This is a genomic window from Clostridium swellfunianum (assembly GCF_023656515.1).
Taxonomy (GTDB): Bacteria; Bacillota; Clostridia; order Clostridiales; family Clostridiaceae; genus Clostridium_AT; species Clostridium_AT swellfunianum.
This window is the reverse complement of record NZ_JAMOFV010000006.1, coordinates 4,545,123-4,564,726: the sequence shown is the minus strand read 5'-3', so window position 1 is coordinate 4,564,726 and position 19,604 is coordinate 4,545,123. Positions and strand designations below refer to the sequence as shown.

Genomic DNA, 19,604 nt, shown 5'->3' with positions numbered 1-19,604 from the left:
GAAGTGGGGGATATATAATGATTCATTATAAAAGATGTTCAGAGGTGGATACAGATTTAGTCTACAAGGCATTTAGTATTGGATTTTCAGACTATATAATAAAGATTCAGCTTTCTAAGGAAGCGTTCATAGACAGATTTTTTGGACCAGAAGGTAATAGCATGACTACATCATTTATTGCTCTCAAGGAGGAAAGACCCATTGGCCTTGTACTTGGGGGAGCTAAAAATTATGAAGGTATTAAGACTATGAGATGCGGAACCATGGCGGTAGATCCTGAATTTAGAGGTACTGGTGTAAGTAAAAGACTTATGGAGCTTCATAGAGAAGAAGCGGTTAAGCAAGGCTGTAAGCAGCTTTTTCTCGAAGTTATAGTTGGCAACGATAGAGCTATTAATTTTTATAAAAAGCTTGGCTATGAAAAGATTTATGATTTATATTATTATTCTCTCAAAGATATGAGTAAACTAAATTCCAAAATAAATTCAGAAATAGAAACTAAAACTCTTACAATAGAAGAATTTGAAGCCTTTGCAGAGAAAAGCAGCGATGTGCATATCAATTGGCAAAATGATTTGGACTATATAAAGATGTCAGATAACCAATTATGTTTAGGTGCATTTGTTGATAATGTGTTAATTGGTGCTGTAAGTGTGAATAAAAATTACAGAGTAAGCTACCTCTATGTTGATAAAAAACACAGAGTAAAGCGTGCAGCCTCTACCATGCTGGCAAAGGCAGCGCAGGAGCTAAACATTGATAAACTAAGTTCAGGCTTTCCTAATAATGCTTCAATAATAGGATTTCTTAAACAATCAGGCTTTAATAAGGATAGCATAGCCCAGTATGAGATGTATGTAACTTTATAGTAGAGTAGTGCAAGATGTTATCTGTATATGTTGATATCCATTAACATGTGAAAAAAATCATAGAAATTATAATTTGAGCAGGAGTTAAATAAAATAATTATTTAGCTTCTGCTTTATTTTATTTTGTATAATGTCAACCTTGGTTGAAATTGAGGTTGACAAATATAGTGCGCGTATTGTAAACTTTAAATACAAACCGAGTTAACAATACATATGCTAGGGGGAACTTTTAATGAAATTAGATGTAAAAGAAATGATTTTGGCAGCACTATTTGCAGCGCTTACAGCAGTGGGAGCTTTTATAAAAATTCCAATAGGTCCGGCACCTATTACACTGCAAATGATTTTTACAATTTTGGCTGGTATTATGTTAGGTTCAAAAATGGGAGCTATATCTCAATTAGTATATATGATTATAGGCCTTTTAGGACTGCCGGTCTTTGCAGGCGGAACTGGAGGAGTTACAAGTGTGCTTAGCCCAAGCTTTGGATATGTAATAGGCTTTGTTTTTGGAGCCTATGTTATAGGAAAGATAGCTGAAGGAGAAACAAAGCCAAGCTTTATAAGATTGTTTATTGCCTCAATTGCTGGAACTATAGTAATATATCTAATCGGTGTTCCGTATTTATATATAGTAATGAACAATGTGGTAGGCAAGGCTATGACCTTTGCAAACGCACTAAAATTTGGACTGTTAATATTTATTCCAGGTGACTTAGCAAAATGCATTTTAGGAGCGGCACTTGGAATAAAAGTAGTGCCAGCAGTTAAGAAAGCAATAGCATAGCAAAAAGGGAGTTAAATATAACTCCCTTTTCCTCTTATAGAGACCTCTCCAGAAATAATGAATTCCTGTCTGCCGTCTTTATACTGAACCAAAAGTCTTCCTTCTTCGTCAATGTCTAAAGCTCTAGCTGTAACATTTTCTTCTTTTTTAATAACAATTATGTCATTTCCAATCAAAGCAGAATTTGCTCTGCATATATCAAGAGAGATTTTTATATCATTTTCTTCAATAAACTTTAAGTACAGCCTTTCAAAGTTATTTAAAATTCTTCCAACAAGCTCTTGCCTGTTTACAGAACACTTTGTTTCTACTTTTAGAGAAGTAGCAATTTCCTTTATATCCTCTGGAAAATCAAGCTCATCAATATTAACATTTATTCCTATGCCAACAACAACATAGTTGATTCTTGTAAGTTCAGCACTCATCTCAGTTAGTATGCCGCAGATCTTCTTATGGTTTACAACAATGTCATTTGGCCACTTAACCAAGGTAGTAATTTTTAATTCCTTTGCTGCTTCAACTACTGCAGCTGCAGCAATTTGAGTAAGCTTTACAGCCTCCATAGGATTTAAATCAGGCCTTAGAAAAACAGACATCCAAACACCTTTATACTTTGGAGAAACCCAGCTGCGTCCAAGTCTTCCACGTCCATTAGTTTGTTCTTCACCTATTAGTACAGTTCCATCAGCCTCAATACTATCTGACATTTGTTTTGCTCTGCTGTTTGTAGAATCTATAGAATCAAAATGTAGTATGTTCCTTCCAATAAAAGTTGTGTTTAAATAAGGCTCAATTTCTTCGTAGGTTAATAAATCAGGTGAAGAAATAATTTTATAGCCTTTTTTAGAAACAGACTCTATTTCATAGCCATCTTCCTTAATTTGATTTATGTATTTCCATATTGCAGTTCGTGATACACCTAATTTATCGCTTATATCCTGACCTGATATAAAGCCAGTAGTATTTTCTTTAAGCAATTTTAAAATTTCCTGCTTCATTATAATATCTCCCTAATCTAATTCTTGTTTCATTATATTTATAAATTCCTCCGCAGCCTTTGAAATATATCTTTCTTTTCGATAGGCTGCAACTACCTGTCTTGTTGATTTTAGCTCATCAATGGAAAAATAAAGCGGAGGAGTGACTATGCGATTAAATCTTGTAAGTACATCAGGAACAAAGGTTATTCCTATGCCAGCAGCAGTTAAGGCATGCGCTGCCTCAATGCTTTCGCTTTCAAGTACGACCTTAGGTTTAAAGCCTGCCCTTTTACAAAGCTTTTCAGCAGTAATATGGAGTTTTTGATTTTGTTTGAGTAGTATAAAAGGTTCATCTTTTAATTCAATAAGACTCAATTTTGTTAAGCTGCAGTTTTTAAACCTTGGATGCTTTGGAGGAACTGCAACTAAAATTTCCTCTGTATAAATAGGCTTATAGGAAAATAAATCTTCATCAACGGGTAGGGTTGCTATAGATATATCTATTGTTCCTTTTAAAACCCAAGCTTCGAGTTCAGAAGAAGTTCCTTCAACTAAAACAATTTCTATACCAGGAAACTTTTCATAAAATAATGGAAGAATCTTAGGCATAATATAGGTTGTTCTAAATGAAGAAAGCCCAACAGTAAGGCGTCCTTTTTTCAAGTTTGCTATATCTTCCATCTGTTGAGAGAGCTGCTTGTTTAGGTCTAATATTTTCTTAGCTGTTTCAGCAAATAATTCTCCAGCGTAGGTAAGCCTAAGCGGCATTGTTGAGCGATCAAAAAGCTGAACTCCAAGCTGATGTTCAAGCTTTTGAATATATTGACTTAAAGAAGGTTGAGCTATATACAGTTTTTGAGCTGCCTTGGAAAAACTTTTTTCTTCTGCAACTACTAACATATATTGAAGCTGACGAAAATCCATAGTGAGTGACTCCCTTATAGTTAAAAACCTATAGGTTTTATAAAATTTATAGTATTAGATATACTGCCTATTAAATGATACAATATTAATAGTTCTAATACAATACTAATGGATTGAAAGGTAAGGGTTATGACAGAATTAATTTTAACTATAATTGTAGGAGCTGTTGGAGGACTTACAGCGTTAAAGTTTAAAGTTCCAGCAGGGGCTATGGTAGGCTCAATGATTGCTGTAGCAGCTTTTAATGTAATTACAGGAAAGGCTTTTATGCCTCAAGATGTAAAGGTCATTACTCAAATTTCCGCTGGGGCTTTTATTGGAGCAGGAATAAGCAAAAAAGACGTACTTGATTTAAGATATATTTTTAAGCCCGCAGCACTAATGGTAGTTAGCATGATACTTTTAAACCTTCTTATGGGATATATAATGTATAGAGCTACAGGAGTTGATTTAGTTACCTGTCTATTTGCCAGTGCGCCAGCTGGAATTGTGGACATGTCGCTTATAAGCAGCGATATGGGAGCTGATACTTCAAAGGTTGCTATACTTCAAATGGTTAGACTTTTAATCGTGTTTATAATACTTCCACCAATGATGAAATTTATACATTCTAAGATATATTCAAACGATCAGCTTGAGATGGCTAGAGAAGAAGTTCTATGCTGTGAACAAGCAGAAGCTAATGAAGAAGCTAAAAAAGACAAACTAGACATAAAAGTAAAAGCTAAAAACCTCGTAGTTACTTTGGCAGCAGCTTTAGTTATGGGATTAATAGGTTATAGGTTAAAGATTCCAGCAGGGGCCATGACTTTTGCAATGGTGGCAGCAGGTGCCTTAAACATATTTACTGGAAAAGGATATATGCCCCTTAATTTAAGAAGAGCAACGCAGATTTTTGCAGGAATACTAATAGGAGAAAGAATGACCTATGCAGATGTTCTAGCTCTTAAGACAGTTATAGTACCAGCGCTTATTATGCTAATCGGCATAATTGCTGTTAATTTCCTTATAGGCTTTTTAATAAGCAAGTTTGGAGGAATAGAAATAGTTACGGCACTATTGGCAAGTGCTCCTGGCGGAGTATCCGACATGGCGCTTATTGCAAAGGATCTTGGAGGAGATGCTCCAAAGGTTGCTGTTATGCAGCTTTCAAGATATGTGTGTATAATTGCATTCTTCCCAATAATAATAAAGTATGTGAGCAGCTTACTTTAAACTGCTCACACTAAATTCATAGCCAATGCCCCATACATTTTTGATATATTTAGGTTTGCTTGGCACATCTTCAATTTTGTTTCTTAAATATTTCATATAAACCATGATGCTGTTCTCATCTACTTCAGCATCACCCCATACATTTTGGTAAAGCTGTTCCTTTGAGAATACGTGATTTGGATGCTCCATAAAAAACTTGATAAGCTTGGTTTCTTTGGAGGAAAGCTTGATTTCATCATCATTTTTGTAAAATTTATAGCTGTTTTGGTCAAATTTAAAAGGACCATGAGAAATAATATTTGAGATTGTATCCTCTTTTAAAATCTGCCTATGCCTCTTGACTTGTGATTTTACTTGAGCGCAGAGTACAGAAGGACTGAAGGGTTTTGTAATGTAGCTGTCAGCTCCAATATCAAGGCCATGAATGATATCTTCATCTTCCTTTTTACCACTTAAAAAGATTATTGGAATCTGGAGATTATACTTTCTGATTTCTCTTGCCACATCAAAACCAGAGATATCATCCATTAAGATATCTAAAATAATCAAATCAAATTTATATTTATTTATCATATCTAAGCCTTGTGTACCATTTGCTGCTTGAGTAACCAATATACCTTCAGCATTAAGCACTTTGGCAATTAATTTTCTTATAGGTTCTTCATCTTCTACGATAAGAATTCTTATTTGATCCATATTTACCTCGTTGTTTGGATAATATTATAACTTTTGAATTAAAACATTTTCATATATAATCTTATTATATTAAATTACATCTATAAAAATCAACTCATTATTACAACGGAGGATAAAGTATTGATAAAGACACTTTTAAATAGATATAAAAACAGAAAGGTACAAGCAGCATCAGTAGCACTTTTGCTTTGTATTTTAAGTACGTTAATTTACCTTATTTATGATGGCTATAGAAAAGAAATTGTAACACAGCAGCAGCAGAATATGCTTGGAAACTCAAGATCTATATCAAGAAGTATAGAGCTTTTCATAAGTGATACTATAGATAGCATGAGGATTATTACTCAGGATAAAGATTTTATAAAAAGCATAACTACTAATGATTACAAGCAAAAAATCATAACTTATTATGGTGCTGGTGGAAATGAAATAGATTCGGTTTATTTTATAGATGATAAGGGGAAGGTTTTGATGAGATATCCACAAGGTATTTCAAATATTGATAAAACCGTTTCCGATGATATTAAAACTGCAGCTGAAAAGAAAACAACCTATATCGGCAATGCTTACTTTGATAAGGAAAAAAATATTTTTGTTCTAAATATTTACGAGCCTGTTATTGATGGGGGAAAGCTCAAGGGAATAGTTTCAGCAGCAATCAATCTTAATGTAATTTATGACAAACTTATTGAACCAGTAAGAATAGGTGAAAAAGGCTACGCTCTTGTGAAGGATCAAAACGGTATAATAATAATGCATACTGTAAAGCAGCAGGTTGGCATGGATGTTATTGAAACTAGAAAGCAGGTTTTTCCAGACCTAGACTATAAAGAGCTTGAAGATTTAATAGCTTCTCAGCTTACAGGAAAAGAAGGAACTGCTATTTATCATTCCTACTGGTGGGGAGATAATATTCTTAAGAAGGCAAAGAAGTTAAATGCTTATACTCCTGTTAATTTAGGAGATCATTTTTGGATTGTAGCCTTAACAATGTCCTACGATGAAATTCAAGAGCCTATAAATAAGTTTCTTGTAAAGATAGTTGGCATAGTGAGCTTGATAGTTATAATAATATGTTTCTTTGTTATAGCTCTGCTTAGGATGAAAAAGAACAAGGAGGAGCTTGAAAAGGAAACAAGTTATTTAAAGATGCTTAACGAAACCTCTGAGCAGCTTAGAAAAAAGGAAGCAGAGCTTTATCACTCGCATAAGCTTAAGATGATAGGCACTCTTGCTGGAGGGATTGCTCACGATATAAATAATTTGCTTACTCCTATACTGGGATACTCAGAGCTGCTTTTGATGCAGATACCTAAAGACGGAGAGTATTATGAAGAGATTGATGAAATCTATAAAGCTTCTCAAAAGGGGAAGGATTTGATAGAGCAGATACTCCTATTTAGCAGAAAGGATAATGGAATAATTAAAGTTGAACCTATTGATATAAACGAGATTACTAATGATACTATCAAGCTTTTAAAAGCTATTGTACCCAAAAATGTTATAGTAAACGAATATATTAAAGAGAACTGCGGCTTGGTTATGGCTAATTTTACTCAACTGCATCAGGTTATTTTTAACCTCTGCACAAATGCTTATCAGGCAATTAAAGTTAATAAGGGATATATTGAAATAAGTCTTGATACTGTTTCTGGTGAAGAAGCACATGAAATAGCAGGAACAATTCCAAAGGGAAAAAACTATGCAGTTATTACAATAAAGGATACGGGCTGTGGAATGGATGAAGAAACAAGGGAAAGAATATTTGATCCATTTTTCACTACTAAGGAAATTGGCGAAGGCACAGGGCTTGGACTTTTTGTGGTTCAAAGTATTATAAACAAGTATCAAGGAACTATTACAGTTGAAAGCAAGGAAGGAGAAGGAAGCAGCTTTAAGGTTTACCTGCCTTTACTTGAAGAACAGAATATTTTTAAGGATGAACTAAAGTTAGATAAACTTAGTTACAACAATAAAAAAATATTAGTAGTAGATGACAATGAAAATATTACAAAGCTATTGAAAAAAGGTTTAAAGCATATGGATTGTGACATAGCTATAGAAACAGATCCAATAAGAGCTTTGGATATTTTTGAGGAAAGCCCCAAGGACTTTAATTTGCTTATTACAGATTTCATGATGCCAAATCTTAAAGGAAATGAGCTTGCTGAAAAGGCTAAGGCGATTAATAAAGATATAAAGGTAATTCTAATAACAGGTTATATGGATAAAAGCCTGGAGGTTTTAGAAAAAAACGACACTATTGATGCATGTATTTCAAAACCAATTCAGCTAACTAAGCTAAACGAAACTATTAAAAAAATCATAGCAGACTAGTGGTTATGAATAAAAGTGCTAAATTTCTATTGAGGAGATTTAGCACTTTTGTAATTTTAATAAACTCTAAGATTATTTTAAACTTATTTTAAGAATATTTTAAGAAGTACACAAAAAATACACGAACTGACAAGATATTATCTATGAAATCGTTGTATTAGGGGGACTAGCTTTATATAATCATATTAAAGCCGGCGAGAAATTTTAAGTGTTATACAAATAATAACGTTTACAAAAAATTAGGAGGATGTTAATATGACTTGGCAAACAACATTAACGTTACTAGGTTATGGAATAGTTATTACTTTCATGGTTCTAATAATGATGAAGAAAATGACAGCATTTGCTTCACTTATAACAATACCAGTTATATTCGCTTTAATTGGCGGAATGGGACCAAAGCTTGGTGCCTATGCACTTACAGGAATTAAGGGTGTTACAACAACTGCTACAATGCTATTATTTGCAATTCTTTTCTTTGGTATAATGATAAATGTTGGATTGTTTGATCCACTAGTTAAGTTTATAGTTAAGGCCGTTAAGGGTGACCCTTTAAAGGTTCTAGTTGGAACAGCAATATTAGCTGCTGTAGTTTCCTTCGACGGAGACGGAACAACAACTACAATGATAGTTACATCAGCTTTATTACCAGTTTATAAGAAGCTTAAAATAAAGCCTTTATACTTAGCAACTATAATTATAATGCAAAACTCAGTAATGAATCTTTTACCATGGGGCGGTCCTACTGCTCGTATAATGGCAGCTTTAAAGATTGAAGGTGGAGCTATACTTGCACCACTAGTTCCAGGAATGGTACTTGGCGTAATTTGGGGTATAGTTGTTGCATACTTGTTAGGTTTAAAAGAACGTAAGAGATTAGGAATTGTTAAAATTGATGAGACAGCTTTAGATGAAATGGCTGCTACAATGGATGAAGAAGAAGCAGCTCTTAGAAGACCAAAGCTTATTTGGGTAAACTTCATATTAACTGTATTAGTAATGTACTTCTTAATAGCTGGCAAGCTTCCATCAGCTGTTATATTTGAACTTGCTGTTGCTTTAGCTCTTATAATCAACTATCCAAAGCTAAAGACTCAAAGAGAACTTATCGAGAGACATGCTGGAAATGCAATTCAAGTTATAGTAATGGTTCTTGCAGCAGGTATATTCATGGGAATACTTACAGAGTCAGGAATGGCTAATGCTATAGCTCTAAACCTTGCTTCAATAGTTCCAAAATCCTTTGGATCACATTGGGCACTTGTTACAGCTGTAATCAGTATCCCTGGAACATTCTTATTATCAAATGACGCATTCTACTTTGGTGTGCTTCCAGTACTTGCACAAACAGGTGCAACTTATGGATTCACTCCATTACAAATAGGTATTGCTTCAACAATGGGTCAAGCATTCCACTTATTAAGCCCACTTGTTGCATTCATATATTTACTACTTCAAATAACAGAAGTAGATATGGGGGAATGGCAAAGATTTGCTGCTAAGTGGTCAATCGGTACTTTCATAATTTTCGTATTAGCAGCAGCTATTACAGGAGTTATGCCTCTATAATAGATACTTATCTTTAAAAAAGTTCCTTCGGGAACTTTTTTTATTTGTAAATTACACTTACTTTGGTTAAAATCTAAGTAGTATAACATTACCTTGTTGCTAAGGGAAAGGAAGTTATTAATGATTAATTATATGGATTTGCTTATCCAAAATACAAATTTTAATCAGAATAAACCTATAAGAGAAGTAGTGTATGAAGGACTTAGAAAAACTATAATAAGCGGAATAATTCCTGTTGGGGAAAGAATTATAGAGAAAGAATATGCAGAGAGGCTTAATATAAGCAGAACTCCGGTTAGAGAAGCGCTAAGAATGCTTGAGATGGAAGAACTTGTAGAGAACATTCCAAGGGTTGGAGTTGTGATAAAAAGAATATCTGCAGAGGATGTTATAGAGATTTTTAAAATAAGACATAACCTGGAGGTATTAGCAGCAATCGAGGCTATGGACAATATTACTGACAAACAACTTAAGGATATTGAAGAACTTCTTGATTTAACTGAACAAAAGGACAAAGAAGGAGACGTTGAAGAGGTTATAAGATTGTTTGGCGTATTCAATTCAAAGATTTATGAAGCCAGCAAAATGAAGAGGCTGGCAAGCATGATAAGCAAACTTAATGAATACCTTCAAAGATTTAGAAATATATCTATCTCAGATGATGAAAGAAGAGGGAAAGCTCTTAAGGAGCATAGAGAAATCTTAAAAGCTATAGCTGAAAAAAACAAAGCTGATATAGACAGTATAATAAAAAAACACTTAGAGGTGTCACTTGAAGTAGTTATGGAAGATATGAAACAGCAGGAAAATAGGTGATATATTTATGACAAAAGAAGATTTCGCTCACTATGCAGCTTCACTGGCTCAGAGAGCTATATTATATGAAGTAAGCACCACTCCAAAGCCTGGTCTTGTAGATAGAGACGACTCAGGAGCTCATAAGGACATGGACTTTTTTACTTTCATGGCAAGCAGTTCAGCCTTGTATAAAGGACTATATGACTGCGCAATCGAAGGCCTTTTATTTGAGAGTGAGGAATGTACAAAGCTTTTAGATCGTGTGAGAAAACCAGGTATAGAATGTGAAAGATACATGTTCGAGGCTACAAATGGAGTAAACACTCACAAGGGAATAATATTTTCAATGGGTATTCTTTGTGCTGTATCCGGCAAACTTCACAAAGAAACTGGAGCAAGAAGATTTGATATAGAGCAGGTATGTGAAGAAGTAAAAAAGATTACCTGTGGTTTAACCCAAAAAGACTTTAAGGGAATAGAAAATAAGAAAACTCTTACTCACGGAGAAAGGTTGTATATGGAATATGGCTTTAAAGGAATTCGTGGGGAGGTAGAAAGCGGCTTTTTTAGCATTCAAAAGAATGCCGTTAAAGTTCTTAGAGCTTTTAGGAGTGAAAAAAAGCTTTCTATGAATGACTTGTTTCTAGACATTCTACTAAACATCATGGCAGACAGCGAAGATACCAACATAGTTACAAGAGGTGGAATGGAAAGTCTAGCTTATGTTCGGAAGCTTGCTAAAACATTTGTTTTAGAGGGCGGAATACAACAGCCAGATGGATTTTTAAAGCTCAAAAATATGAATAGAGATTTTGTAGAAAGAAATATAAGTCCAGGAGGTTCTGCGGATTTGCTTGCAGTTACGATTTTTCTTGGCATGTTGGAAGGAATAATCAAATAGGTCAAATGTAAAAATGGGTACCGCTAGTTTCGGTACCCATTTATATTATCCTGTTGAAATAATAAGCTGTCAGTAACTATCATGATTGCACCTCTGTCTAAGAAATGCTTGGCAACCTTTTCATCATTTATAGTCCAGACTCCATATCTTAAATTATTTTTGCCTATGAGATCTATGGTAGCATCACTGAGTTCACTATGATTTAAATACATAAAGGAATTGCCTAATTGTTTTGTGAAAGCTATATTAGCTTCTGAAGGCTCCATCATGACTGCAATAGGAGTTATATTATCACGCTTTCTAAGCTCTGTCAGGACTTCTTTTGAATAAGAGGTAAAGATAGACTTGTCTAATAAATTATATTTGTGTAAGGTCAATAATAGGTCATTATAGTTTTCAGAAGTAATTTCATCCTCATTTGGCTTTATATCTAATATAGGTATAAGGGCTTCTTTACTGCATAAACTCAGAAACTCGTCCATTGTAGGTACTAATAAAAGTTCATTTTCAGCTTCCTTAAGTTTTAACTTTTTAATATATTTTAATGACTTGCTTTTTACTGTTCCCTTACCTGTTGTTGTTCTATCCAAAGAATGGTCATGCATTACAACCCATTGTCCATCTTTTGTTAGATGCAAATCTGTTTCAACTATCTTAAAGCCTAATTTCTTCGAAGCTTTAAATGCTGGTAGAGAGTTTTCAGGTTCCTTTGCTGCCAGAGGAGCACCACGATGGGCTACATAAATAAATTTAGAAAGACTATCAATGTAGCGAGTATTTGAATTATAATTTAAAAATTCAACAGGCGTTGAAGAAAGCCTTCCAATCGATGAAGTTGAAACAACATTTTTAGAATTGCGTTGGGGGAGGAAGTAAGCTAAAAGAATTAAAATAAGAGATATTATAATAGCTGCTACGGAGAGTATTTTTCTCATAAAATCCTCCTGTGAGTATATTTATGGGATACTGTCTAAAATATTATTTAAATTCTGTATATTTAGGATATCATAAAATATGAACAAAATATAGAGGCCTATGAGAAGTATTTGTTTCTATATATTCCAGTGTAAGCTAAGATGTTTTTTATTGCACTGTATTTATTTATATTACTAGTTTTCATCCGATGACAGTAATGCATTATTTGATTTTGTATTAAACAAATACTTAAATTGAAACAAACAGAAAATAATTAAGATTAATGATATACATAAGAAAGAGTTTCCTATACCTATTAAATCGTAAAAAGGGCTTGCGACAAGTAAACCTAGAATAGCAAAGGTAGTAAGCAATATTTTATAAAATGAAAACACTCTGCCAATATATTCTTTGGGTATATTGCTCTGAATCAATGTCCGTGAATAAATTCCTTGCATGTTCTGTGCAAGCCCCAAAATAATCAGTATAGCAAAAGTAGTTATAAAGCTATGAGAGTATCCAAATATAATATATCCAACAGCAGTGACCAATGTGGAAAGTATAAAAATTTCTATATGACTCCTCTTAGTTATAGCCTTAATTATAAATGGCACAGAAAGACCACCAATTGCCAAAGCATAATCGAAATAAATAATCCCTTCAGGCTTCATATTTAACAACACATCTGAAACAGCTACTTTATAAGTCTCATAAAATCTACCCAATACTGCGAATATGCTCATAATAGCAAATATGGTCTTAACATTAGAAGTTTTTGTAAAGACTTTATATCCTTTTAATCCGTTTTCAATAAGTCCAGTATTTTTCTTAGCTTTTACTGGTTTAACAAATCTGTATTTAATGAAGCTAAACAGTATGGTGGCTGCTAGAAAGCTTGAAGCATTTATAATGAATAAAATATTACTGCCGTATAGCTTATATAAAATACCTCCGATGGCAGGAGATAAAAAAATACTTGTAGACTCTAAAAATGAGAAAATTGAATTAGAAGAAGCTAGTTCTTCTTTTGATACTAGTTCAGGAAGCATAGCTGTTTCGGTACTTACATCAACGTCATTTAGGGATTGCAGCAAGAAAGCTAAAATATAAACCAGCCAAAGTTTTTGATTATTTGCGGTAATAAAGAGGAAGGCAAAGATAACGCTAGCTAGATTTGTAACTACAATTATAGTTTTTTTATTATAGGAGTCTGCAATAAAACCTGATAAGTACAACAAGGGTATCCTTAAAACTGCTCTTGAAAGCCACATTATAGCAACAGCAGTCACTGATTTGCTCATGCTGTACAAATATACTGTCACACCTATATTGTACAGGTAGTCACCTATAGAAGAGATAAATCCTCCAAGGGTTAATAGAGTAAAATTCCTATTTTTTAATAAGTCTTTATACAAAGCATCATCTCCCATAAAGTTATAAAATAAGTTTACTGGAAAATTTACGCAATTATAAGACTATATTTAACATTATTTACATGTTATAATTAAGTTAGGGAGATAAGTAAAAATATTTGTTAAAAATAATAGGGGTTAGAAATAACCCCTATAGCTATATATAAAATTAAGTGCCGAATTATTTTTGTAGATGATGCCTAGATAGCTCTTGTTTAAATGAAATCGTTGATTTTTTCTCCTATTGTTTTGATAAGAAGCTTAGTAGGTAAATTAAGAATTTTATCTCTGTAGTAAACAATATAAAAAGGATAAGTCCAGATTTTATTTTCTACTGAAATCTTCTTTACCATGCCTTTTTCCAGATGGTGCTTTGCAGAGGTAAAAGGAACAAGGGATATACCTAAATTTGCTGCTACAGCATTGTTTATTGCAGTTATATTCCCAAGTGTCATAGAGGTTTTAAAAGGTACCTTAAGGTCATTTTTTATAATATCTTCTGCAGCATAGTAAAGATTTGAGTTCACTTCGTGAGTTATAAAGGGCTGTTCTATTAACTCTTCAGGCAGTATACTATCCTTCTGAGTTAAAGAATTTTCTGGAGAACCAATGAGAATGATAGAGTCATCAAATAATTTTTTAGTCTTTAAGGTTTTTTTATACTCGTACTTTCCACCAACAATTGCAAAGTCTACTTGATTTGTTATTATCATATTTAAAATATCTTGAGTGTTTCTTATATGCAGGTGCGTGGTAATATCAGGATAGTTCTTCTTGAATACTCCAAGTAAATTCGGAAGAATATGAACCCCAGGAGTATTGCTTGCACCAATATGAACATTTCCGATTATTTTTCCCTTTTGAGCGGCAATATGATCTTCCAATTCCTTTACTGTCTCAAAGATTTTCTCTGCATAGCTGTAAACAAACTCTCCATCTCGGCTTAAATAAATGTTCTTTCCAAATCTGTCAAATAAGTTTATACCAAGCTCTGCTTCAAGTTTTTTTACCTGCATTGAAATAGTAGGCTGGCTTAGCGTCAACTCCTCAGCAGCCTTTGAAAAGCTTTTGTTCTTTGCAACCTTGTAAAATAGCCACAAATAATGTAAGTCCATTTTAAACCTCCAAAGTAAAAGTGATGTTTCATATAGATTAAATCTATAAATATTATATACTTTAATTATATTTCTAAAGCTTTATATTGAAAAGTTACTTGCTTAAGCATTCCTTTGAGATTTTAATAAACTCTCGTGCGTATTTGGATAAAGCATGCTTGTCTACGTAAGCAGCAACTACCTCCATAGTTGTAGTGGGATTACCTACCGAAAAAAATAGAGTACCTTGAGGTAAAGTTATATGTTTAATATGACTTTCAGAAACAAAGGTTAATCCATAGCCTAAGCTGGCAAGACGAACAGAAGCTTCAATGTTCTTTGTTTCCAGTGCTATTTTTGGATTTATGCCTGCCTGCTTAAAGATATGCCTTTCTACTTCACCTGTATGCTGGTTAGGAAACTGTATTATAAAAGGCTCGTCCTTACAAAGCTTTATATCAATCCAGGGATATTGTAGACCTTCACAGGTAATACCCATGTTTGCTAAAGGATGATTTTTATTCATGATAAGCAGAAGTTCCTCTTTATGGATAGTCTCATACTGAAGAGAAAGCTTACGAAAGGGTTTATTAAAAATAACTAAATCACTTACACCATTCTTAACATTTTTTTCAACTTCCGAGGACGTAGCTTCAGACAAGATGATTTCTACATTTGGATACTTCTTATGAAATATAGGGAGGATTGCTGGGATTAAATAGCTGCCTCTAAGTATTGGTATAGATAATTTTAACCTTCCTTTTTCAGAGTGGATGGATTCATTTAACTTGTTAAGAAGATCATCTCTCTGCTGAAGTATTTTCATGCCGTTTTCTATAAATATTTCACCTTCATAGGTTAAGTCTATCTTATTTCCTTCACGTTTAAAGAGTGCAATATCTAATCTTTTTTCCATGTTTTTTATATAGGTACTTAATGTAGGCTGAGTTATATAAAGTGATTCAGCTGCTTTTGTAATATGCCGATATTTAGATATTGCAAGAGCATATTCAATATCTTTAAATTCCAATAAAATCACATCCCATCCGATAAAACTTTAACTAATTATAACATAAAATATTGATATATGTTTTATATTTGGCATGAAATTATAGATACAAGCTATGAAAAATATAAAAATAAAGAATTGGAATATTCGACAGGATTCTTCTATACTTAACTTGTACACCTACAGTAAACGTTATACATTTTCTAAGGGCCCTAGAAAAACTAACATTTGCTGCGGAATATGAAAAATAATATTTTATTTAACAAATAAAAGTTGGAGTTGGGGGAGTGGAAAAAATGGCAACATTGATAGGTGCTATACTCATACTTGTTTTTATTTTAGCAATCTATAAAAAATTACTTAGTCCATATGTAGCGTTGATTGTTGTACCAATAATATTTGGTATTGTTTACTGCTTAATTGCAAATATACCACCAGTAAAAATCTTTGATTGGATTTATGAAGGGGTATTCTATAAGGTTGGAGATAAAGGAAAAGTATCTCCAGGAACAATGAGATCAGCATTAATGGTTTTGTTTGCCTGCAGTTATTTTACTTTAATGATGCAGGTAGGATTATTTGATCCATTAGTAATAGGAATAATAAAGTTAGTTAAGGGAGACCCGCTTAAGATAATTGTAGCTTCTACACTTACTGCTGCTATGGTATCACTTGACGGTGACGGAACTTCAACAGTACTTATAACAACTGCTGCTTTTATGCCTCTATATAGGCAATTCAAAATAAAGGGTATATATCTTGCAATACTTATTGCTCTGCCTACCTCAGTATTTAATATGACCCCATGGGGAGGACCTCTAGCAAGAGTATTATCTGCTTTAAGCTTAGACGTAACAGAGTTATTCCCAAAACTTCTTCCAGGAATGGCAGTAGTTATGATTTATGCTGTTGTAGTGGCATACTTCATTGGTAAAAAAGAAAGAGCAAGGTTAGGTTACAATCCAACCACCGCAGCTCAAATTGCTGCTGCTGATATGGAGAAAATGTACGATGCTGTTAGAAATAACGACCCAGAACTTAAAAGGCCAAAGGCATTCTGGTTTAACTTAATATGTACTATTGTAATTATGTACATGCTAATAGCAGGAATTGCAAATAGTGCTCTATTATTCTTGATTGGTTTAGCTGTAGCGCTTGTAGTTAACTATGGTTTTGATTTTAAATATCAAAAAGAAAGACTAGCAGGTGCTCTTGAAGAGGGAATGCCAGCTGCTGCAATGATAATTGCTTCAGGATTCTTTATGGGAATTTTAAATGGAAGCGGTATGGGAACAGGTATTGCGACAAGCTTAGGAAATTTAGTTCCAGCTAGTATGGGTAATCTAATTCCTATTTTTACAGCTATTCTAGGTATTCCAGGACTTATTTTCTTAAGCTCAGATGGATATTACTTTGGGATACTTCCAGTACTTGCAAAGGTTGCTGCCGGTTTTGGAGTCCCAGCAATTGCAATGGGTGTAGGAGCTATGATTCCGTTAGCAACTTACTACGCAACACCACTTATTGCATGGATTTATATACTTGTTGACAGAACAGAAACAGATTTTGCAGATTATCAGAAAGCAATTTTGGCAGTAGGACTTCCAGCTTTCGTACTATATATTCTTGTATTCATAATAACTGGAGCAATTCCAGTGCTTTAATTAGGTTTATGGCAGAGGGTTATTATTAACCCTCTTCAGAGCCCAAAAAATAAGGTTCATTAGGGGGAGAGACATGATAAAACTGTATGATTCAGGAGTTTACCTAATAAACGGGAAAGAAATCTTAGCAGAAGAAAATCATGCTGAGTTAAAAAATATATCAAAAGAAAAAGCTAGAAAAAATACAATGGCGTACTCAATATTAGAAAAGCACAATACATCAGGAAATATGGATAAGTTAAAGTTAAAATTTGACTCTATGACTTCTCATGATATAACCTATGTAGGAATAGTGCAGACAGCAAAGGCAAGTGGATTGGAGAAATTTCCAATACCTTATGTACTGACAAATTGTCATAATACCTTAGCAGCGGTTGGTGGAACTCTTAACGAGGATGACCATAGATTTGGATTATCAGCAGTAAAAAAATATGGAGGAATTTTTGTGCCTCCGCACTTAGCTGTAATTCATACCTTTATGAGAGAAATGATGGCTGGAACAGGCAGAATGATTCTTGGCTCAGATTCACATACCAGATATGGAGCCTTTGGAACAATAGCTATTGGAGAAGGTGGAGGGGAGCTTGTTAAGCAGCTGCTATCTCAAACCTATGATGTCGACTATCCTGATATAATAGGAGTATTTCTAACAGGAAAGCCTGGACATGGGGTAGGACCTCAAGACGTTGCTTTGGCAATAATTCGTGCAGTGTTTAAAAATGGATATGTTAAGAACAAAGTAATGGAATTTGTAGGGGATGGAATTTCTAACCTGTCAATGGACTTTAGAAATGGTATAGATGTAATGACCACCGAAACAACCTGCTTGAGCTCCATTTGGAGAACTGACGAAACTGTTAGGGAATACTTGAAGCTTCACGGAAGAGAAGAGGCATATAGTGAGCTGAAGCCAGGGAATGAAGCTTACTATGACGGAATGGTTTATGTTGATTTAAGCACAATTAAACCAATGATTGCACTGCCTTTCCACCCAAGCAATGCTTTTGAAATTGATGAGTTTAATGAAAATCTGGAAGATATTATAAGAATGACAGAAGTTGAAGGTCAAAAGCTTTTTGAGAATTCAAAGGTTGCCTTTAAGCTTACAGATAAGATTATTGACGGAAGATTTAAAGTAGACCAGGGCGTTATAGCTGGATGCGCTGGTGGAATGTATGAAAATGTTGTTACAGCAGCAAATATACTGGAAAACAAAAGTTTAGGCAACGATGAATTTTCTCTTTCCGTATATCCTTCTTCACAACCTGTAATGGTAGACTTAACTAAGAAAGGATATATAACAAAGCTTATGACTGCTGGAGCTGTAATGCGTACTGCATTTTGCGGACCTTGCTTTGGAGCTGGAGACACACCATTTAATGAAGGAATCAGCATAAGGCATACAACTCGTAATTTCCCAAATAGAGAAGGCTCAAAGCCTGGAAATGGACAAATTTCTTCGGTAGCTCTTATGGATGCAAGATCTATAGCAGCTACAGCAGCTAATGGAGGATATTTAACCTCAGCTGCAAGCATTGATTACAATGAAGAAATTCCAGCGTATGAATTTGATAATACAGTATACAATAACAGAGTTTTCTTCGGGTTTAACAAGGGAGCTGAAAGCAATGAATTAAAATATGGACCAAACATAGTTGATTGGCCAGAGATACCAAAACTTGAAGATAACTTAATATTAAAGGTAGCAAGCTTTATAACAGATCCTGTAACAACAACGGATGAGCTTATTCCATCTGGAGAAACTTCTACCTTCCGTTCAAATCCATTAGGTTTAGCAGAATTTACTTTATCAAGGAAAGACCCAAACTATGTAGGGACTTCAAAAAAGGTTCGCTCACTGGAAGAGGAAAGACTGAAGAAAGTTCGTCCTGAAGATAATAATGAAGAATTCAAGAACGTTGTAGATAGAATTAGATCTATAGAAGGCTTTGAAAAGTTAGATACATTAAACACAAGCATCGGTAGCGTAATCTATGCTAAAAAGCCTGGTGATGGTAGTGCAAGAGAGCAGGCAGCAAGCTGTCAAAGAGTTCTTGGTGGAAGTGCTAATATTGCAGAGGAATATGCAACAAAGAGATACAGAAGCAATCTTATAAATTGGGGAATGATACCGTTCATTCTTCGAGGACAGCCTTCTTTTGCAAATGGGGATTATATTTTTGTTCCCAATATTAGAGAAGCAGTGCTAAGCGGGCAGTCTAATATAAAAGCATATATTATTTCAAATGAAGTTAAAGAATTTGAACTTCAAATTGGAGAAATGACAACGGATGAAAGACAAATTATTGTTGATGGATGCTTAATAAACTATAACAGAAATAAAAAATAATTAATAAGGTTGTATCGAAGCAGATAAGAATTAAGTCTGTCTTGATACAACCTTTTTAAAATACTTGCAAACCTGTATAAACAC

General features: G+C 33.9%; 16 protein-coding genes. 9 read left to right on the top strand and 7 right to left on the bottom strand.

The window, feature by feature from the left end; genetic code table 11:
• Positions 1-17: 17 nt before the first annotated feature.
• Together NBE98_RS21530 and NBE98_RS21525 are read left to right on the top strand one after the other, a co-directional pair.
• Complete coding sequence (locus tag NBE98_RS21530) at positions 18-869, top strand: GNAT family N-acetyltransferase (RefSeq protein ID WP_250817117.1); 852 nt, start codon at positions 18-20, stop codon at positions 867-869.
• 232 nt (positions 870-1,101) lie between these two features.
• On the top strand, positions 1,102-1,656 hold the full coding sequence (locus tag NBE98_RS21525; RefSeq protein ID WP_250817116.1) for a biotin transporter BioY: 555 nt from the start codon (positions 1,102-1,104) through the stop codon (positions 1,654-1,656).
• 11 nt (positions 1,657-1,667) lie between these two features.
• Here NBE98_RS21525 and NBE98_RS21520 read toward each other — a convergent pair whose 3' ends face one another.
• Both NBE98_RS21520 and NBE98_RS21515 read right to left on the bottom strand, forming a co-directional pair.
• Positions 1,668-2,654, bottom strand: coding sequence for a biotin--[acetyl-CoA-carboxylase] ligase (locus NBE98_RS21520; RefSeq protein WP_250817115.1), 987 nt, complete (start codon positions 2,652-2,654; stop codon positions 1,668-1,670).
• 12 nt (positions 2,655-2,666) lie between these two features.
• The gene (locus NBE98_RS21515; RefSeq protein ID WP_250817114.1) at positions 2,667-3,560 is read right to left on the bottom strand and encodes a LysR family transcriptional regulator; all 894 of its coding nucleotides are present in this window, start codon (positions 3,558-3,560) and stop codon (positions 2,667-2,669) included.
• A 129-nt stretch (positions 3,561-3,689) separates the two neighbouring features.
• On the opposite strand from NBE98_RS21515, the gene NBE98_RS21510 reads away from it, so the two are divergent.
• Complete coding sequence (locus NBE98_RS21510; protein ID WP_250817113.1) at positions 3,690-4,775, top strand: AbrB family transcriptional regulator; 1,086 nt, start codon at positions 3,690-3,692, stop codon at positions 4,773-4,775.
• On the opposite strand, the gene NBE98_RS21505 is transcribed toward NBE98_RS21510, so the two are convergent.
• Positions 4,767-5,471 carry a response regulator transcription factor gene (locus NBE98_RS21505; protein WP_250817111.1) on the bottom strand — a complete coding sequence of 235 codons (705 nt, stop codon included), beginning with the start codon at positions 5,469-5,471 and terminating at the stop codon, positions 4,767-4,769. The two genes, NBE98_RS21510 and NBE98_RS21505, sit on opposite strands and share 9 nt — an antisense overlap.
• Before the next feature lie 120 nt (positions 5,472-5,591).
• Between NBE98_RS21505 and NBE98_RS21500 the strand changes: the two genes are divergently transcribed.
• The 4 genes from NBE98_RS21500 to citG all read left to right on the top strand — a co-directional run bounded on the left by NBE98_RS21500 (position 5,592) and on the right by citG (position 11,076).
• The gene (locus NBE98_RS21500; protein ID WP_250817109.1) at positions 5,592-7,808 is read left to right on the top strand and encodes a sensor histidine kinase; all 2,217 of its coding nucleotides are present in this window, start codon (positions 5,592-5,594) and stop codon (positions 7,806-7,808) included.
• A gap of 255 nt (positions 7,809-8,063) precedes the next feature.
• Positions 8,064-9,377, top strand: a complete 1,314-nt coding sequence (locus NBE98_RS21495; RefSeq protein WP_250817107.1) for a CitMHS family transporter — start codon at positions 8,064-8,066, stop codon at positions 9,375-9,377.
• 120 nt (positions 9,378-9,497) lie between these two features.
• Positions 9,498-10,193, top strand: coding sequence for a GntR family transcriptional regulator (locus NBE98_RS21490; RefSeq protein WP_250817105.1), 696 nt, complete (start codon positions 9,498-9,500; stop codon positions 10,191-10,193).
• A gap of 7 nt (positions 10,194-10,200) precedes the next feature.
• Complete coding sequence (gene citG, locus NBE98_RS21485; protein WP_250817103.1) at positions 10,201-11,076, top strand: triphosphoribosyl-dephospho-CoA synthase CitG; 876 nt, start codon at positions 10,201-10,203, stop codon at positions 11,074-11,076.
• Positions 11,077-11,099: 23 nt separating this feature from the next.
• Here the strand turns inward: citG and NBE98_RS21480 are convergent, their stop codons facing one another.
• The 4 genes from NBE98_RS21480 to NBE98_RS21465 form a co-directional block, all read right to left on the bottom strand.
• Positions 11,100-12,011 (bottom strand): glycerophosphodiester phosphodiesterase, encoded by a 912-nt coding sequence (locus tag NBE98_RS21480; RefSeq protein WP_250817101.1) that lies wholly within the window; start codon positions 12,009-12,011, stop codon positions 11,100-11,102.
• A gap of 174 nt (positions 12,012-12,185) precedes the next feature.
• Positions 12,186-13,406, bottom strand: coding sequence for an MFS transporter (locus NBE98_RS21475; RefSeq protein ID WP_250817099.1), 1,221 nt, complete (start codon positions 13,404-13,406; stop codon positions 12,186-12,188).
• A gap of 212 nt (positions 13,407-13,618) precedes the next feature.
• Positions 13,619-14,518 carry a LysR family transcriptional regulator gene (locus tag NBE98_RS21470; RefSeq protein WP_250817097.1) on the bottom strand — a complete coding sequence of 300 codons (900 nt, stop codon included), beginning with the start codon at positions 14,516-14,518 and terminating at the stop codon, positions 13,619-13,621.
• Between the two features lie 94 nt (positions 14,519-14,612).
• Positions 14,613-15,527 (bottom strand): LysR family transcriptional regulator, encoded by a 915-nt coding sequence (locus NBE98_RS21465; RefSeq protein WP_250817096.1) that lies wholly within the window; start codon positions 15,525-15,527, stop codon positions 14,613-14,615.
• Between the two features lie 275 nt (positions 15,528-15,802).
• On the opposite strand from NBE98_RS21465, the gene NBE98_RS21460 reads away from it, so the two are divergent.
• Both NBE98_RS21460 and NBE98_RS21455 read left to right on the top strand, forming a co-directional pair.
• Positions 15,803-17,170, top strand: a complete 1,368-nt coding sequence (locus tag NBE98_RS21460) for a citrate:proton symporter (protein WP_250817094.1) — start codon at positions 15,803-15,805, stop codon at positions 17,168-17,170.
• Positions 17,171-17,243: 73 nt separating this feature from the next.
• Complete coding sequence (locus NBE98_RS21455; RefSeq protein ID WP_250817092.1) at positions 17,244-19,520, top strand: hydratase; 2,277 nt, start codon at positions 17,244-17,246, stop codon at positions 19,518-19,520.
• Positions 19,521-19,604 lie beyond the last annotated feature (84 nt).

Bases quoted from the DNA above. Each gene is read 5' to 3' on its own strand.
- NBE98_RS21495 (WP_250817107.1), top strand. From the start codon at position 8,064: ATGACTTGGCAAACAACATTAACGTTACTAGGTTATGGAATAGTTATT.
- NBE98_RS21525 (WP_250817116.1), top strand. From the start codon at position 1,102: ATGAAATTAGATGTAAAAGAAATGATTTTGGCAGCACTATTTGCAGCG.
- NBE98_RS21490 (WP_250817105.1), top strand. From the start codon at position 9,498: ATGATTAATTATATGGATTTGCTTATCCAAAATACAAATTTTAATCAG.
- NBE98_RS21510 (WP_250817113.1), top strand. From the start codon at position 3,690: ATGACAGAATTAATTTTAACTATAATTGTAGGAGCTGTTGGAGGACTT.
- NBE98_RS21455 (WP_250817092.1), top strand. From the start codon at position 17,244: ATGATAAAACTGTATGATTCAGGAGTTTACCTAATAAACGGGAAAGAA.
- NBE98_RS21505 (WP_250817111.1), bottom strand. From the start codon at position 5,471: ATGGATCAAATAAGAATTCTTATCGTAGAAGATGAAGAACCTATAAGA.
- NBE98_RS21530 (WP_250817117.1), top strand. From the start codon at position 18: ATGATTCATTATAAAAGATGTTCAGAGGTGGATACAGATTTAGTCTAC.
- NBE98_RS21515 (WP_250817114.1), bottom strand. From the start codon at position 3,560: ATGGATTTTCGTCAGCTTCAATATATGTTAGTAGTTGCAGAAGAAAAA.
- NBE98_RS21460 (WP_250817094.1), top strand. From the start codon at position 15,803: ATGGCAACATTGATAGGTGCTATACTCATACTTGTTTTTATTTTAGCA.
- NBE98_RS21480 (WP_250817101.1), bottom strand. From the start codon at position 12,011: ATGAGAAAAATACTCTCCGTAGCAGCTATTATAATATCTCTTATTTTA.
- NBE98_RS21520 (WP_250817115.1), bottom strand. From the start codon at position 2,654: ATGAAGCAGGAAATTTTAAAATTGCTTAAAGAAAATACTACTGGCTTT.
- citG (WP_250817103.1), top strand. From the start codon at position 10,201: ATGACAAAAGAAGATTTCGCTCACTATGCAGCTTCACTGGCTCAGAGA.
- NBE98_RS21470 (WP_250817097.1), bottom strand. From the start codon at position 14,518: ATGGACTTACATTATTTGTGGCTATTTTACAAGGTTGCAAAGAACAAA.